The organism is Pseudomonas sp. B6001 (assembly GCF_013386015.1).
GTDB lineage: Bacteria > Pseudomonadota > Gammaproteobacteria > Pseudomonadales > Pseudomonadaceae > Aquipseudomonas.
Window position 1 is genome coordinate 28,687 of record NZ_JACAOX010000039.1, and the last position, 16,870, is coordinate 45,556.

At 59.8% G+C, this 16,870-nt stretch carries 11 protein-coding genes; 5 read left to right on the top strand and 6 right to left on the bottom strand.

What is annotated here, in order from left to right; all coding sequences use genetic code 11:
- Nucleotides 1-169: 169 nt before the first annotated feature.
- The 5 genes from pgi to HX821_RS28400 all read left to right on the top strand — a co-directional run bounded on the left by pgi (nucleotide 170) and on the right by HX821_RS28400 (nucleotide 8,888).
- On the top strand, nucleotides 170-1,834 hold the full coding sequence (pgi, locus tag HX821_RS28380; protein ID WP_003212168.1) for a glucose-6-phosphate isomerase: 1,665 nt from the start codon (nucleotides 170-172) through the stop codon (nucleotides 1,832-1,834).
- A 126-nt stretch (nucleotides 1,835-1,960) separates the two neighbouring features.
- On the top strand, nucleotides 1,961-3,898 hold the full coding sequence (acs, locus tag HX821_RS28385; protein ID WP_177037058.1) for an acetate--CoA ligase: 1,938 nt from the start codon (nucleotides 1,961-1,963) through the stop codon (nucleotides 3,896-3,898).
- A gap of 6 nt (nucleotides 3,899-3,904) precedes the next feature.
- A complete protein-coding gene (locus tag HX821_RS28390) occupies nucleotides 3,905-4,780 on the top strand; it encodes an oxygenase MpaB family protein (RefSeq protein ID WP_177037060.1) in 876 nt (291 codons plus the stop codon).
- Nucleotides 4,781-4,823: 43 nt separating this feature from the next.
- Nucleotides 4,824-5,840, top strand: coding sequence for a class I SAM-dependent rRNA methyltransferase (locus tag HX821_RS28395; protein ID WP_177037062.1), 1,017 nt, complete (start codon nucleotides 4,824-4,826; stop codon nucleotides 5,838-5,840).
- Between the two features lie 108 nt (nucleotides 5,841-5,948).
- Nucleotides 5,949-8,888, top strand: a complete 2,940-nt coding sequence (locus tag HX821_RS28400; protein WP_003212176.1) for a DUF748 domain-containing protein — start codon at nucleotides 5,949-5,951, stop codon at nucleotides 8,886-8,888.
- Nucleotides 8,889-9,218: 330 nt separating this feature from the next.
- Here HX821_RS28400 and HX821_RS28405 read toward each other — a convergent pair whose 3' ends face one another.
- From HX821_RS28405 to infB, 6 genes are all read right to left on the bottom strand, one after another.
- Nucleotides 9,219-9,839: a BON domain-containing protein gene (locus HX821_RS28405; RefSeq protein WP_003212178.1), complete on the bottom strand. Its 621-nt coding sequence runs from the start codon at nucleotides 9,837-9,839 to the stop codon at nucleotides 9,219-9,221.
- 295 nt (nucleotides 9,840-10,134) lie between these two features.
- The gene (gene pnp / locus HX821_RS28410; RefSeq protein WP_003212180.1) at nucleotides 10,135-12,240 is read right to left on the bottom strand and encodes a polyribonucleotide nucleotidyltransferase; all 2,106 of its coding nucleotides are present in this window, start codon (nucleotides 12,238-12,240) and stop codon (nucleotides 10,135-10,137) included.
- A gap of 194 nt (nucleotides 12,241-12,434) precedes the next feature.
- The gene (rpsO, locus tag HX821_RS28415; protein ID WP_003177875.1) at nucleotides 12,435-12,704 is read right to left on the bottom strand and encodes a 30S ribosomal protein S15; all 270 of its coding nucleotides are present in this window, start codon (nucleotides 12,702-12,704) and stop codon (nucleotides 12,435-12,437) included.
- Between the two features lie 159 nt (nucleotides 12,705-12,863).
- A complete protein-coding gene (gene truB, locus HX821_RS28420; protein ID WP_003212182.1) occupies nucleotides 12,864-13,781 on the bottom strand; it encodes a tRNA pseudouridine(55) synthase TruB in 918 nt (305 codons plus the stop codon).
- 3 nt (nucleotides 13,782-13,784) lie between these two features.
- Entirely contained in the window at nucleotides 13,785-14,186 is a 402-nt protein-coding gene (gene rbfA / locus HX821_RS28425; RefSeq protein WP_003212184.1) for a 30S ribosome-binding factor RbfA, read from the bottom strand.
- 159 nt (nucleotides 14,187-14,345) lie between these two features.
- On the bottom strand, nucleotides 14,346-16,868 hold the full coding sequence (gene infB, locus HX821_RS28430) for a translation initiation factor IF-2 (RefSeq protein ID WP_003212186.1): 2,523 nt from the start codon (nucleotides 16,866-16,868) through the stop codon (nucleotides 14,346-14,348).
- Nucleotides 16,869-16,870 lie beyond the last annotated feature (2 nt).

Below are 16,870 nucleotides of genomic sequence, written 5' to 3' on the forward strand. Positions count from 1 at the left end.
GGCCACAGCGCAGACAAAGCCAAGACAGATCGACACGCTAGGTTTAATGTATTCGCCCTACGCTCTTCGTTGGCGTTGACCGGAGCCTGTCATCTTCACAAAGACAGGACATTCCCGGCTTTCAAGTGTCCTAAAAGCAGTCCCAGCAATAAAAAGGAAACCCGCAGCGATGGCGTACTACCGCACTCCTCATGACGTTACCGCTCTGCCCGCCTGGCAAGCGCTCAATCAACATCGCCAAGCCATGCAGGATTTCAGCATGCGCGAAGCCTTTAATGCCGATCCCCAGCGCTTTACCCAGTTCACCTTGAGCAGCTGCGGACTTTTCCTCGATTACTCGAAAAACCTGATCACCAGCGAAACCCGCGACCTGCTGGTAGGCCTGGCCAAGGAAGTCGACCTTCAGGGCGCGATCAAGTCGCTGTTCAACGGCGAGCCGGTCAACTCCTCCGAAGGCCGCCCGGCGCTGCACACCGCACTGCGTCGCCCGGTGGGTGACAAGCTGTCGGTCAACGGCGTGAACATCATGCCGGACGTGCACAAGGTGCTGAACCAGATCACTGACCTGGTCGGCCGCATCCACGACGGCCTGTGGCGTGGCTACACCGAGAAGCCGATCACCGACGTGGTGAACATCGGTATCGGTGGCTCGTTCCTCGGCCCGGAGCTGGTGTCTGAAGCGCTGTTGTCCTACGCCCACAAAGGCGTGCGCTGCCATTACCTGGCGAACATCGACGGCAGCGAGTTCCACGAGCTGACCATGAAGCTGCGCGCCGAGACCACGCTGTTCATCGTCTCGTCAAAATCCTTCAACACCCTCGAAACCCTGAAAAACGCCCAGGCCGCCCGCGCCTGGTACCTGGCCCAGGGTGGCTCGGAAGCCGAGCTGTATCGCCACTTCATCGCCGTATCGAGCAACAACGCGGCGGCCGTGGCCTTCGGTATCCGCGAAGAGAACATTTTCCCGATGTGGGACTGGGTGGGCGGTCGTTACTCGCTGTGGTCGGCCATCGGCCTGCCCATCGCGCTGGCCATCGGCATGTCCAACTTCAAGGAACTGCTGTCCGGCGCCTACACCATGGACCAGCATTTCCAGACCGCTCCATTCGAGGCGAACATGCCGGTGCTGCTCGGCCTGCTGGGCGTGTGGTACGGCAACTTCTGGGGCGCGCAGAGCCACGCAATCCTGCCGTACGATCACTACCTGCGTAACATCACCAAGCACCTGCAACAGCTGGACATGGAATCCAACGGCAAGAGCGTGCGCCAGGACGGTACGCCGGTTTCCACCGACACCGGCCCGGTTATCTGGGGCGGCGTAGGCTGCAACGGCCAGCATGCTTACCACCAGCTGCTGCACCAGGGCACCCAACTGATCCCGGCCGACTTCATCGTGCCGATCGTCAGTTTCAACCCGGTCTCCGACCACCATCAGTGGCTGTACGCCAACTGTCTGTCCCAGAGCCAGGCCCTGATGCTCGGCAAGACCCGCGCCGAGGCTGAAGCCGAGCTGCGCGACAAGGGCATGGACGAAGCCGAAGTGCAGAAGCTGGCACCGCACAAGGTGATCCCGGGCAACCGTCCGAGCAACACCATTGTGGTTGAACGCATCAGCCCTCGCCGTCTTGGCGCACTGGTGGCGATGTATGAACACAAAGTGTTCGTGCAAAGCGTCATCTGGGGCATCAACGCGTTCGACCAGTGGGGCGTGGAGCTGGGCAAGGAGCTGGGCAAAGGCGTCTACAACCGCCTGACCGGCACCGAAGAACAGCCTGCGGACGATGCGTCCACCCAGGGGTTGATCAACTACTTCCGCGGCCGTCACCGCGGTTGATGGTATCGGCACTACAATGAGGGTCTGAACCTGCGGGAGCGGACCCTTGTAGGAGCTGGCTTGCCAGCTCCTACGAGGGTCGCAAAGCTCCCCTCTTGTCGCAAAAAACAAGAATAAGGATCCCTCATGTTCGATATCAGCACGTTCCCCGCCGCCGATGCCGTCCGCCGGGCTGCGCAACTCAGTCAAGAGGACTACCAGCGCCTCTACCGCCAATCCGTCGAGCAACCCGATACGTTCTGGGCCGAACAGGCCAAGCGTTTTCTCGACTGGAGCACGCCCTGGCAGACCGTCCAGAAATCCGACATCAAGACCGGCGCCGCGCAATGGTTTGCCGGAGGCCAACTGAACGTCAGTTACAACTGCATCGACCGTCACCTCGCGCAACGCGCTGATCAGCCGGCCTTCATCTGGGAGGGCGATGATCCTGCGACGTCTTCCAAAATTACCTACCGCCAGCTCCACCAAAACGTCAGCCGCCTGGCCAACGTGCTGAAAAGCCGTGGCGTAAAGAAAGGCGACCGCGTGTGTATCTACATGCCGATGATTCCCGAGGCGGCCTACGCGATGCTGGCCTGTACGCGGATTGGTGCGGTGCATTCGGTGGTGTTTGGCGGATTCTCGCCGGACGCCCTGCGCGACCGCATTCTCGACGCCGATTGCCACACGGTGATCACCGCCGATGAAGGCGTGCGCGGCGGCAAGCCGGTGGCGCTGAAACAGAATGTCGACAAGGCTCTGGCCAGTTGCCCGGGTGTCAGCACGGTACTGGTGGTGCAGCGCACTGGCGCGGCAGTCAATTGGACTGAAGGGCGCGACCTCAAGTATCAACAGGCCCTGGATGCAGCCAGCGACGACTGCCCGCCCGAGCCGATGGATGCGGAAGACCCGCTGTTTATCCTCTACACCTCCGGCAGCACCGGCAAACCCAAAGGTGTGTTGCACACCACCGGCGGTTACCTGCTGCAGGCTGCGATGACCTTCAAGTACGTGCTCGATTACCGTGACGGCGAAGTGTTCTGGTGCACCGCCGATGTCGGTTGGGTCACCGGCCACAGCTATATCGTGTACGGGCCACTGGCCAATGGTGCGACCTCGCTGATGTTTGAAGGCGTGCCGAGCTACCCGGACAGCTCGCGGTTCTGGCAGGTGATCGACAAACACAAGGTCAACATCTTCTACACCGCGCCGACCGCGTTACGCGCGCTGATGCGGGAAGGCCACGGCCCACTGGAAAACACTTCCCGCGCCAGCCTGCGTCTGCTGGGCAGTGTCGGCGAGCCAATCAACCCGGAAGCCTGGGACTGGTACTTCAATGCCGTGGGCGAACAACGCTGCCCGATTGTCGACACCTGGTGGCAGACCGAAACCGGCGGCATCATGCTCAGCCCGCTGGTCAGCGCCCAGCGGATCAAGCCTGGCTGCGCCACCCAGCCGATGTTTGGCGTGGTGCCGGTGCTGCTCGATGAGCAAGGCAAGGAAATCAGTGGCGCCGGCAGCGGCGTGCTGGCGATCAAATCCAGCTGGCCGGGGCAGATCCGCAGCGTGTACGGCGACCCTCAGCGGATGATCGACACCTATTTCAAACCCTACCCCGGCTGCTACTTTACCGGCGACGGCGCGCGGCGCGACGAGGACGGTGACTACTGGATCACCGGCCGCATCGACGACGTGATCAACGTTTCCGGGCACCGCATCGGCACCGCCGAAGTCGAAAGCGCCCTGGTGCTGCATGATCAGGTCGCAGAAGCCGCGGTGGTCGGTTATCCACACGACGTGAAAGGCCAGGGCATCTATGCCTTCGTCACGCCCATGAATGGCGTCGAGCCCGACGACGCGCTGAAAAAACACCTGCTGGACCTGGTCAGCAAGGAAATCGGCAGCTTCGCCAAGCCCGAGCTGATTCAATGGGCGCCGGCCTTGCCGAAAACCCGCTCAGGCAAGATCATGCGGCGGATCCTGCGCAAGATTGCCTGCAACGAGCTGGACAGCCTGGGAGATACATCCACACTGGCCGACCCGAGCGTGGTGGACGGCCTGATCGACAAGCGCCTCAACCGCTAGGAACCCATGGAATTCATTCGCAGCCGCATCGAAAACCAGCTGATGAGCCTGACCGGCTTGTCGCTGGGCCAACTCGACCTGGAGAACCCCAAGGGCGATCCGGGTCTCTTTGGGCCGAACTCGGTGAGCTGGAAGGTCCATGGCGACTTCAGCAGCATGTTGATCGGCGGCATCAGCGCGTTGATGTTGCAGGCATTGCACCCGCTGGCGTTGGCCGGCGTGTGGGACCACTCGAACTTTCGGCAGGACATGCTGGGGCGGTTACGACGCACCTCGCAGTTCATTTCCGGCACCACGTTTGGTTCGCGGCGTGACGCCGAATGGCTGATCGAGAAAGTGCGCACCATTCACCTGCAAGTGGTCGGCCATGCACCGGACGGCCGACCGTATGCCGCCAGTGATCCCGAGTTGCTGACCTGGGTGCATGTGGCGGAGGTCAGCAACTTTCTCGCGGCCCACCTGCGTTATCGCAACCCGGATTTATCTGCGAGGGATCAAGACCGGTACTACAGCGAAATCGCCCTGGTGGCCGAGCAATTGGGCGCGCGCCATGTGCCGCGTTCGCGCCAGGAAGTTTCCGATTACCTTGAGCGTATCCGCCCGCAACTGCTGTGTGACCAGCGCAGCCACGAAGTCCTGCGCCTGCTGCTCAATGCGCCGTCTCCCAGCACCCTGGCCAAGCCGTTTGGCTCGCTGATGATGCAGGCCGGTATCGACCTGCTGCCGGACTGGGCCAGCGACATGCTCGGGCAGAAGCAAAGCCCGATCCAGCGCCAGATGATTCGTGCCGGGGTCAGGCGCAGCGCGCCGTTGTTGCGCTGGGCCATGCGCAATGGTTCGGTGCAGCGGGCCCACAGGCGAATGGGCCTGCTGGAGCCATAACTGTTAAACTCCCGCGCCCCAATTACTCTGCAAGGCGCGCACTATGTCTTCCTTGAATCAGGCGCTGCGCGCCGCCCTCGATCATCGCCAGGACCTGCTCGCCGAGTTGCATGCACAAGGTACCGATTGCTATCGCCTGTTCCACGGCAGCCAGGAAGGCGCCGGCGGCCTGACGATCGACCGCTACGGCCCGCAACTGCTGGTGCAGAGTTTTCACCAGTCGCTGGAAAGCGACGACCTGTTGCACCTGCATCAAGCAATCAACCAGCACCTGGGGCTTGAACTGCTGCTGGTCTACAACGACCGCTCCCGGGGCAACTCGCGCATCGACCGTGAAGACACGGTGTACCGCGCCGAGCCCGCAGCCCTGGAAGATCTGGTCGGCCACGAATGGGGCCTCAATTACCGCGTGCGCGGCCGCCATGCCGGGCAAGACCCGCTGTTGTTCCTGGACCTGCGCAACACCCGTGGCTGGGTCAAGGCACACAGCGCCGGCAAAAGCGTGCTGAACCTGTTTGCCTACACCTGCGGCGTAGGCCTGAGCGCCGCTGCCGGTGGCGCTCGTGAGGTGTGCAACCTGGACTTTGCCGGGGGCAACCTGGCGGTCGGTCGCGAAAACGGCCAGCTCAACCCGCAATTGCCGACGATGGAATTCATCCAGTCCGACTACTTCCCGGCAATCCGCCAGCTGGCCGGCCTGCCCATCAGCCAGCGTCGGGGGCAGAAGCTGCCGAGTTACCCGCGCCTGGAGCAGCGTCAATACGATCTGGTACTGCTCGACCCACCCGCCTGGGCCAAGAGCGCCTTCGGTACCGTCGACCTGCTGCGCGACTACCAGAGCCTGCTCAAGCCGGCGCTGCTGGCCACGGCCGACAACGGCGTGCTGATCTGCTGCAACAACCTGGCGAAAGTCGGCATGGACGACTGGCGTGACCAGGTCCTGCGCTGCGCGGAAAAGGCCGGGCGCCCGGTGCGCGACTGGCAGGTCATGACACCCGGCGCAGACTTCCCGTCCCACGACCAGCAACCACCGCTGAAGACCCTGATCCTGCAACTGTAGGACTTGTCCCAAAAGGGCCAGGGCGCAGTAATAAAGGCCCGGCTCTTCGGAACCGTAAACCCGTGCCATACTCCAAGGCACTCTTGATTGACATAGATGGCGTCACATATGCCCAAAGGATTGATTCGCGCCGCTGGCGCCTTGCTGACCGCCCTTGCCCTGTACAGCTTGCTGGGCTTCCTGATTCTCCCCGGTATTGCCCTTCGCGTGGCCAACCAACAGTTGGCCAACTACGCCACGGTGCCGGCGCGTGTCGAGCGTATCGAGCTCAACCCGTTCAGCCTCGAACTGACCGTGTGGGGCCTGAATATCGGTGAGCCGGGCAAGGAGCAAGTGGCCTTTGAACGCCTCTATGCCAACCTGCAGATCGACAGCCTGTGGACCCGCGCCCTGCACCTGGCCGACGTACAACTCGACAAGCCCAAGACCGAGCTGCTGTTCGACAAATCCGGCCAGCTCAACCTGGCGCAGCTGTTCAAACTCCCGGCCAGCGAACCGACACCAACCGATCCGAACGCCAAGCCATTCCCGCTGCGCATCGATAACATCAAGCTGGCAGGCGGCTATGTGCACTTCCAGGATTTGCGCCCGAGCGAGCCGATCGAGTTTCTCTACGACAAACTCGATTTCGAGCTGAAAAACCTCAGCACGCTGCCCGATGACAACGCCGACATGACCCTGGTGGCAGCCGGCCCTGAAGGCGGCCAGATCGACTGGACCGGCAACTTCAGCCTGATCCCGATCGCCTCCGAGGGCAAACTCAAGGTTACCGACGGCAAGATGAAAGTCTGGTGGCCGTATGTACGTGATGCGGTGCCGCTGGTTCTGGAAGACGGCATCCTCAACTTCAGCACCGACTACAAGCTGAGCCTGGCCAAGGAAACCGAGCTGAACCTGACCAACGTCGCCCTGAGTGTCGCGCCGTTTGCGATCAAGGCACCGGATGGCCGGCCGCTCGCGCGCCTGCAGAAGCTGGACGTCAGCGAAACCACCGTGGACCTGGCCAAACAGCAAGTGATCGTCGGCAAGATCCGCAGTAATAAACTCGAAACCTGGGCCGCCCTTGAAGCCGACGGCCAGCTGGACTGGCAGAAGCTGTTTGCCAGCCAACCGAGCAAACCTGCAACTGCACCCGCAGCCGAGCCAGCCACCGCACCCGCTACCGCCGACTCGCCAAAACCTGCACCGGCAGCGCCGAGCAAGCCTTGGCAAGTGCTGCTCAAGGACGTGCAGCTGCGCGACTATCAAGTGCATCTGGCTGACCGCTCGGCCAAACCGGCAGTCGCCCTGGAAGTCGGGCCGCTGAACCTTGACCTGCAGGGTTTCGACAGCCTTAACCAGAGCCCTTTTACCCTCAAGCTCGATACCGGCGTAGGCAAACAAGGCAAGCTCGAGGCGACCGGCCAGGTCAACCTGAGCCCGGTCAGCGCCAAGCTGAAAGTGGACACCAAAGACATCGACCTGCGCGTCGCCCAGTCGTATATCAGCCCGTTTATCCGCCTGGAACTGCGTAGCGGCATGCTCGGCAGCAACCTCGACGTGAACCTGAAAAGCACCGCCCCCCTGGCATTCCAGGTGACCGGCCGGGCCCAGGTCGACCAGTTGCACACCCTGGACACCATGAAGACCCGGGACTTCCTCAAGTGGCAGCGCCTGGTGCTGGAAGGCGTGAATTATCAACATGGCGACAGCCTGTCGATCGACAAGGTCAACCTGTTGCAGCCCTATGCGCGCTTCATGATCAACGATGACCGCACCACCAACATCGATGACCTGCTGATCCCGCAGCCGGCCAACAGCCCCGGCAAGTCCGCGGCGAAACCTGCGGCCAGCAAAGAGAAGCCCCTGGGCATTCATATTGGTCAAATTGCGATCAACGACGGCTCGGCCAACTTCGCCGACTTCAGCCTGACCCCGAACTTCGCCACGGCCATCCAGCAGCTCAACGGCCAGATCGGCACCATTGACAGTCGCCAGGCCAAACCGGCGAGCGTCGACGTCAAGGGCAAGGTTGACCGTTATGCACCGGTCACCATCAAGGGCAGCGTGAATCCGTTTGACCCGATGGCCGCACTGGATATCGCCACCAGCTTCAAACGCGTCGAACTGACCACCCTGACGCCATACTCGGGCAAGTTTGCCGGGTTCCGCATCCGCAAGGGTCGGCTCAACCTTGACCTGCATTACGTCATCACCAAGGGCCAGTTGAAGGCCGAAAACAAGGTGGTGGTCGAGCAACTGCAACTGGGTGAGAAGGTCGACAGCGCCGACGCCGTGGACCTGCCGATTCGCCTGGCGATAGCCCTGCTCAAGGACTCCGACGGCAAGATCTCGATCGAACTGCCGGTGACCGGCGACTTGAACAACCCTCAGTTCAGCGTCATGCCGATTGTCTGGCAGACCCTGCGCAACCTGGTAGTGCGTGCGGCCACGGCGCCATTCAAGTTCATTGGCGGCCTGATCAGCGGTGGTGGTGCTCAAGACCTTGGCAACGTGTCGTTTGCGGCAGGCTCCAGCGAACTGAGCAAGGATTCCCAGTCGGCCCTCGACAGCCTGGCCAAAGCCCTCAAGGAGCGCCCTGCGCTGCGCCTGGAGATCGAAGGCACCGCCGCTGCCAGCAGTGACGGCCCGCTTTTGGCCGCACAACGGCTGGAACGCGAATACCAGTACAACTACTACAAGATCCTCCAGCGCCGTGGCGACAAGGTGCCGGCCCAGGCGTCGCTGCTCGAAGTACCGGAAAAGGAAAAGGCGCCGCTGCTGGAAGGCATCTACCGCACCCGCCTGAAACAACAGCCTCCGGCCGAATGGAAAGACCTGAGCAATGACGAGCGCACCGCCAAGCTGCGGGACGGTGTGATCAAGTTCTGGAGCGGCAGTGACGTGTTGCTGCGCCAACTGGGCCAGGACCGCGCCAGCGCGATCAAGGACTACCTGGTAGACAAGGCGCAGCTGGAAGATGAGCGGGTCTACTTTATCGATGCAAACCTTGGGGAAGCAGAGAAAGATGGTCGGGTGGTAACACCGATGCATCTGGATGCCGAATAAACCGGCACCCGGTGAGCACCTGTGGCGAGGGGGCTTGCCCCCCGTTGGGCTGCGTAGCGGCGCCAATGAGGGCGTCGCGGTCATTCAGGCGGATCACCGTAGTCATACCAAGGGGCCGCTACGCAGCCCAACGGGGGCAAGCCCCCTCGCCACAAGAGCCGCGCTGACCTCCCCACTTTTCTACCCACAATAGAACAGGCCCCGACACAAGTGCCGGGGCCTGTAATGACCACATCCGTGTGGTCGGTCGCATGAACCTGTGAGGTGCATTGAGCGGATATCTAACTCGCTCGTGGCCGCCTCCGCCTAGCTCAGGCGATTCGTTAAGCGTTACTCTGCTTTCAGGCCGTCGGCCGATACAGCTTTAACGCCTTTGATTTTCTTGGTGATGTTCACCGCGGTAGTTTTCTGCGCTTCAGTCACTGCGACGGTCGACGACAGGGAAACTACACCTTTGTTGGTTTCGACTTTGATGTCGGTGCCAGGAATACCTTTCTCGGTTACCAGGTCAGCTTTCACTTTGGTGGTGATCCAAGTGTCCGAGGTGGACTCTTTGGCACCAGCAGCTGCGCTTTTGGTTTTGTCGACGTTATCAGCCTTGGTAGCGCCGCCAGCCATCAGGCCGTCAGCCGAAACTGCGGTTACGCCTTTGATTTTCTTGGTGATCGCTACAGCAGTAGCTTTCTGAGCGTCGGAGATAGCAACTGTCGAGGACAGGGAAACCACACCTTTGTTGGTCTCAACCTTAATGTCCGAACCAGGAATACCTTTCTCGGTCAGCAGGTCAGCTTTGACTTTGGTGGTGATCCAGGTATCCGAAGTGGACTCTTTAGCCTTGGTGACTTCACCGGCCGCCAGCGTCATAGGGGCTTGGGAAGTCTGAGCAAAGGCTACGTTAGCACCCATGGCCAGGGTCAGAGCGGTAGCAGTAGCGAGAGCGAACTTCTTCATACGAGTAACTCCTGTTTTATTAAAAGTCTGCAGTACGTAAACCTTGATGCTGCAGCGTTAACAGGGGTATTGCAGACAGTGTGCCAACTCGATGCGACCAATTAAATCCTTATAAAACAATACGTTATGAAAACAGGTGATTTTCGGAATCGTGCAACTTGCATGAAGACGAACGTGCCTGCATGCAAGTTGCGGCTTTTGGGGTATGGCTAAACGCCTGATTTCGCGACACTTTCCCGCAGGCATAAAAAAAGGACTCCGAAGAGTCCTTTTTCAGCTTGCAGCGACGGGGTGATTAAACGCCCGAAGCCTTGGCTGCTGCTACGTCCTTGATGGACAGCTTGATACGGCCGCGGTTGTCCACGTCCAGTACCAGCACTTCCACTTCCTGGCCTTCTTTCAGGATGTCGGTCACTTTCTCAACGCGAGCATCGCTCAGCATGGAGATGTGAACCAGACCGTCCTTGCCCGGCAGGATGTTGACGAATGCGCCGAAGTCGACGATGCGCTCAACCTTACCGACGTAGATCTTGCCGATCTCGGCTTCAGCAGTGATACCCAGCACGCGCTGACGTGCCGCTTCAGCCGCTTCCTTGGTTTCGCCGAAGATCTTGATCGAGCCGTCGTCTTCGATGTCGATCGAAGCCTTGGTCTCTTCACAGATCGCACGAATGGTCGCGCCGCCTTTACCGATAACATCACGGATTTTGTCGGTGTCGATTTTCATCGCGATCATGGTCGGAGCATTTTCCGACAGTTCGGTACGGGACTGGCCAATGATCTGGTTCATCTGACCGAGGATGTTCAGGCGCGCTTCCAGGGCTTGGCCCAGAGCGATTTCCATGATTTCTTCGGTGATGCCCTTGATCTTGATGTCCATCTGCAGCGCGGTAACACCTTTGGCGGTACCGGCTACTTTGAAGTCCATGTCGCCCAGGTGGTCTTCGTCGCCCAGGATGTCGGTCAGGATGGCGAACTTCTCGCCTTCTTTAACCAGGCCCATGGCGATACCGGCAACCGGTGCCTTCATCGGAACGCCGGCATCCATCAGAGCCAGGGAAGCGCCGCAGACCGAAGCCATGGAGCTGGAACCGTTGGACTCAGTGATTTCCGACACAACGCGAATGGTGTACGGGAACACGTCGGCGGCAGGCAACATGGCTGCAATCGAACGACGGGCCAGACGGCCGTGACCGATTTCGCGACGACCAGCGCCACCCATGCGACCACACTCACCTACCGAGAACGGAGGGAAGTTGTAGTGCAGCATGAACGGGTCTTTTTTCTCGCCTTCCAGGGTGTCCAGCAGCTGTGCGTCACGGGCAGTACCCAGTGTTGCAACAACCAGTGCCTGGGTTTCGCCACGGGTGAACAGGGCCGAACCGTGGGTTTTTGGCAGAACGCCGACTTCGATGTTCAGCGGACGTACGGTGCGGGTGTCGCGGCCGTCGATACGTGGCTTGCCGTTAACGATGTTTTCGCGAACGGTGCGGTATTCGATTTCGCCGAAGGCTGCTTTGACTTCGCTGGAAGAAGGCTGGCCTTCTTCACCGGAAAGCTTGGCAACAACCTGGTCCTTCAGTTCACCCAGGCGAGCGTAACGGTCGGCCTTGATGGTGATGGTGTAGGCGTCGGAGATAGCGGTGCCGAACTCGGAGCGGATAGCGCCCAGCAGTGCGGTAGCTTCTGGCTGAGGAGCCCAGGTCCAGGTTGGCTTGGCAGCTTCAGCGGCCAGTTCCTTGACAGCGTTGATCACAACCTGGAACTCGTCGTGAGCAAACAGTACAGCGCCCAGCATCTGGTCTTCGGTCAGCTCTTTGGCTTCCGATTCAACCATCAACACGGCTTCCGAAGTACCGGCAACGACCATGTCCAGGCTCGAAGCTTTCTGCTGTTCGTAAGTCGGGTTCAGCAGGTAGCCGGTGCTTTCGTGGAATGCAACACGGGCAGCGCCGATCGGGCCATCGAAAGGAATACCGGAGATGGCCAGGGCCGCCGAGGTACCGATCATCGCAGCGATGTCCGGATCGGTCTTCTTGCTGGTGGAAACGACGGTGCAGACAACCTGCACTTCGTTCATGAAGCCTTCTGGGAACAGCGGACGGATCGGACGGTCGATCAGTCGGGAAGTCAGGGTTTCTTTCTCGGAAGGACGGCCTTCACGCTTGAAGAAACCACCAGGGATCTTACCTGCAGCGTAAGTCTTTTCCTGGTAGTGAACGGAAAGAGGGAAGAAGCCTTTGCTTGGGTCAGCGGTCTTGGCGCCTACAACGGTCACCAATACGGTGACGTCGTCGTCAACGGTAACCAGCACTGCACCGGAGGCTTGACGGGCGATACGGCCTGTCTCGAGGGTAACGGTCGACTGACCGAACTGGAATTTTTTGATAACCGGGTTCACGGTGTCCTACCTTCTTTGTGGCTCTTGGGGAACTTGTCTTCTTGCGAAATTCTTGGGCAATGTCGGGAATCGGCCCAACGCCTGTCCAGGGTAAAACGTGTATCCAGATAAAACTTGAGGCTGGAAGCCTGCCATGGGCCAGCGGGAAACCCACTGACACACGACAGCCAACCAACCTCTAGCGCAATCGCTTATTAGCGACGCAGACCCAGGCGACCGATCAGAGTCTGATAACGACCCAGATCCTTGCCTTTCAGGTAGTCCAGCAGCTTACGGCGCTGGTTTACCATGCGGATCAGACCACGACGGGAGTGGTGATCTTTACCGTTGGCCTTGAAGTGACCTTGCAGCTTGTTGATGTTGTGGGTCAGCAGTGCAACTTGCACTTCTGGCGAACCAGTGTCACCAACAGCTTGCTGATAGTCAGCAACGATTTGTGCTTTTTCTTGAACGTCGAGAGCCATGAGGCAATCCTTTTTTCAGGAAACCACCCAAAGGGCAGTTTCAACAGGCCAGGGACAAATCCCTGTATCTAAAAATGAGTAGTGACCATGCCTGCTAACAGCCACCCTCGTTCCAGTTTGAGTAAAAGCTACTGCGCTTTTACCACAAACTGGTTTCGGTCATTCTGACCGAATCAGTCGACGCGGCGCGATGCGCCCGTCTTCGCTCACTTCACCGATACCGATAAAGCGACCGTTGTGATCTTGTACCCGCACCATGCCGAACTTCGGGGCATCCGGTGCACGTACCGGCTGGCCGTTAAGCCAGTAGAACGCGCTGTGCTCCGAGAAGTGCAGCAATGGCCAATCCAGTAAACCGCTGTCCGATGGCATCAGGAAGCGATCAACCGCTTCGTTGCCGCCTTCGGCATGCACTGCTTCCAGCTCTTCCAGCGTGACCGTCTGGGCCAGAGTGAAAGGGCCTGCCTGGGTGCGTCGCAGTTCTGCAACGTATGCGCCACAGCCTAGTTGCTCACCGATATCTTCCACGAGGGTACGGATATAGGTGCCTTTGCTGCAGTCCACCGCCAACCGGGCAGTGTCGCCTTCAGCGGCGAGCAATTCCAAGCGCGCAATAGTAACAGAACGCGGTTCGCGCTCCACCACTTCCCCTGCACGTGCCAGCTTGTAAAGAGGCTGGCCATCACGCTTGAGAGCCGAGTACATCGGCGGTATCTGACTGATTTGCCCACGAAAAGCAGGTAAGGCAGCTTCGATATCAGCACGACCAACGGTCACCTCGCGGACCTGCAAAACATCACCTTCGGCGTCTGCCGTGGTGGTGGTCTTGCCCAGTTGCATCAGGGTCTCGTAGCCCTTGTCGGAATCGAGCAGGTATTGCGAAAACTTGGTGGCCTCGCCGAAGCACAACGGCAACACGCCGGTGGCCAAGGGGTCGAGGCTGCCGGTGTGCCCTGCCTTCTCGGCATTGAGCAGCCAGCGAACCTTCTGCAACGCCGCATTGGAGGTAAAACCAATGGGCTTGTCGAGCAGAATGATGCCGCTGACATTACGACGGATACGTTTGACCTGAGCCACCGATTACTCCTTGGCGTCTTCAGGCGTGGCGGATTCCGGGTGCTGATTGTCTTCAGCCACGGCCCGCTCGATCAGTGCCGACAGGTGCGCGCCACGCACGACGCTTTCGTCGTAGTGGAAGTGCAACTGAGGAACGCTGCGCAGCTTCATTTCACGGGCCAACTGCATACGCAGGAAACCTGCGGCGGAGTTGAGCACCTTGATGCTTTGCGCGATTTCTTCGCTGTTGTCCTGGCCCATCACGGTGATGAAGATCTTGGCGTGACCAACGTCACGGCTGACTTCAACGGCGGTGATGGTGACCAGGCCAACACGTGGGTCTTTTACTTCACGACGGATCAGCTGTGCCAGCTCACGCTGCATCTGATCGCCGATACGTTGGGTACGGCTGTATTCTTTTGCCATGTCTTGTTACCTGTTGCTGCCACACGGTGAAACCCGTGGGGTCTGAAAGCGGCAAACGCCCGGCCTGACAAAAGCCAGACCGGGCGTTGCGTTTAGAGTCCGGACACAGCGCCGGGCATTTGCATGCCCGGGCGCTGCGTGGCCCTTGAAGTACGCGAGTTAGAGGCTGCGAGCAACCTGGACCTTCTCGTAGACTTCGATCTTGTCACCCGCCTTGACGTCGTTGTAGCTCTTGACGCCAATACCGCATTCCATGCCGGCACGTACTTCGGAAGCGTCATCCTTGAAGCGGCGCAGGGATTCCAGCTCGCCTTCGAAGATAACGATGTCTTCACGCAGTACACGGATTGGACGGTTACGGTGCACAACACCTTCGATAACCATGCAACCGGCGATCGCGCCGAATTTCGGCGAGCGGAACACGTCACGCACCTCGGCCACACCCAGGATGTTCTCCCGGACGTCGCTGCCAAGCATGCCGGTGAGGGCTTTCTTGACGTCTTCGATGATGTCGTAGATGACGTTGTAGTAACGCATGTCCAGGCCTTCCTGCTCGACGATCTTCCGTGCGCCAGCATCGGCACGCACGTTGAAGCCGAACAGTACAGCGTTGGAGGCCAGCGCCAGGTTGGCATCGGATTCGGTGATACCACCGACACCGCCGCCGACCACACGCACTTGCACTTCGTCGTTACCCAGGCCATTCAAGGCGCCGTTCAACGCTTCGAGGGAACCACGAACGTCAGATTTGAGGACGATGTTAAGCGTCTTCTTCTCTGCCTGGCCCATGTTCTCGAAGATGTTTTCCAGCTTGCCGGCGTGAGCACGGGCCAGCTTGACTTCGCGGAACTTGCCTTGACGGAACAGAGCCACTTCACGGGCTTTCTTCTCGTCCGACAGCACGCTCATCTCGTCGCCAGCGTCCGGGGTACCGTCCAGGCCGAGGATCTCGACAGGGATGGAAGGACCGGCTTCCTTGATTGGCTTGCCGTTCTCGTCGAGCATGGCACGTACACGGCCATAGTTCGAACCGACCAGGACCATGTCGCCTTGGCGCAGGGTACCGTCTTGAACCAGAACGGTTGCAACCGGACCACGACCCTTGTCGAGACGCGATTCAACCACAACACCACGACCCGGGGCCGATGGAGTTGCTTTCAGTTCGAGAACTTCGGCTTGCAGCAGGACAGCTTCGAGCAGTTCGTCTACACCGGTACCGACTTTCGCCGAAACCGAGACGAATGGCGTATCACCGCCCCACTCTTCGGAAGTCACGCCGTGAACCGACAGTTCGCTACGGATGCGATCGAGATCGGCGCCCGGCTTGTCGATTTTGTTCACTGCAACAACCAGAGGAACACCAGCGGCTTTAGCGTGCTGGACAGCTTCAATGGTCTGCGGCATTACGCCGTCGTCCGCTGCAACTACCAGGATCACGATGTCAGTCGCCTTGGCACCACGGGCACGCATGGCGGTAAACGCGGCGTGACCAGGAGTGTCGAGGAAGGTGACCATGCCGCGTTCGGTTTCAACGTGGTATGCACCGATGTGCTGGGTGATGCCGCCGGCTTCGCCTGCAGCTACCTTGGCACGACGGATATAGTCGAGCAGCGAGGTCTTACCATGGTCAACGTGGCCCATTACGGTCACGACTGGCGCACGGGAGAAAGTCTCGCCTTCAAACTTCAGGGACTCGGCCAGGGAATCTTCCAGGGCGGTGTCGCTGACCAGGGTCACTTTGTGGCCCAGCTCTTCAGCAACCAGTTGGGCAGTTTCCTGGTCCAGTACCTGGTTGATGGTCGCTGGGGTACCCAGTTTGAACATGAACTTGATGATTTCAGCAGCCTTGACCGACATCTGATTGGCGAGGTCGCCAACAGTGATGGTCTCGCCGATCTGCACGTCACGCACGACAGGGCCGGTTGGGCTCTGGAAACCGTGGGCGTTGCGCTTCTTCAGCTTGGCCTTGCCGCGACCACCGCGACGGAAGCTGTCGCTTTCTTCGTCGGTAGTACGTGGGGCAACGCGTGGCGCTGGCGCCTTCTCTTTGACCGAAGCACGATGTGGAGCGTTTTTGCGCTCACCATCGCCACTGCCACGACGATTGTTATCGTCGGCACGTGGTTTGTCCGGGCGGCGAGGTTCTTCGCGTTTGCGAGCGTCGGCTGCAGGAGCTGGCGCGGCGGCAACCGGAGCGGCCTCACGAACAGCTTCAACAGGCGCGCTAGGCGCGGCAACGGCCTCAGTGTTAGCAGGTTGCGCAGCAGCAGGCTGGCGACGCGCTTCTTCTTCGGCGCGACGCTTGGCTTCTTCTTCAGCCTTCTGACGAGCAGCATTTTCTACTGCGCGACGTTCTTCCAGTTCGCGTTTGCGCTCGGCTTCGATTTCTTCCGGGCTGCGCTGTACGAAGACTTTCTTCTTGCGTACTTCAACGCTGATGCTCTTGCTGCCAGCAACACGCAGGGTGCTGGTGGTTTTGCGCTGCAATGTAATCTTGCGCGGTTCTTCCACTTTCGCCTTGTGGCTGCTCTTCAAGTGAGTCAGCAAAGACTGCTTCTCACTATCGCTCACACCTTCATCGGCGGCGGTGTGCGGCAGACCTGCCTCACGCATCTGCTGCAACAGGCGCTCTACCGGTGTTTTGACCTCATCGGCCAGTTGTTTCACCGTGACTTGCGTCATGC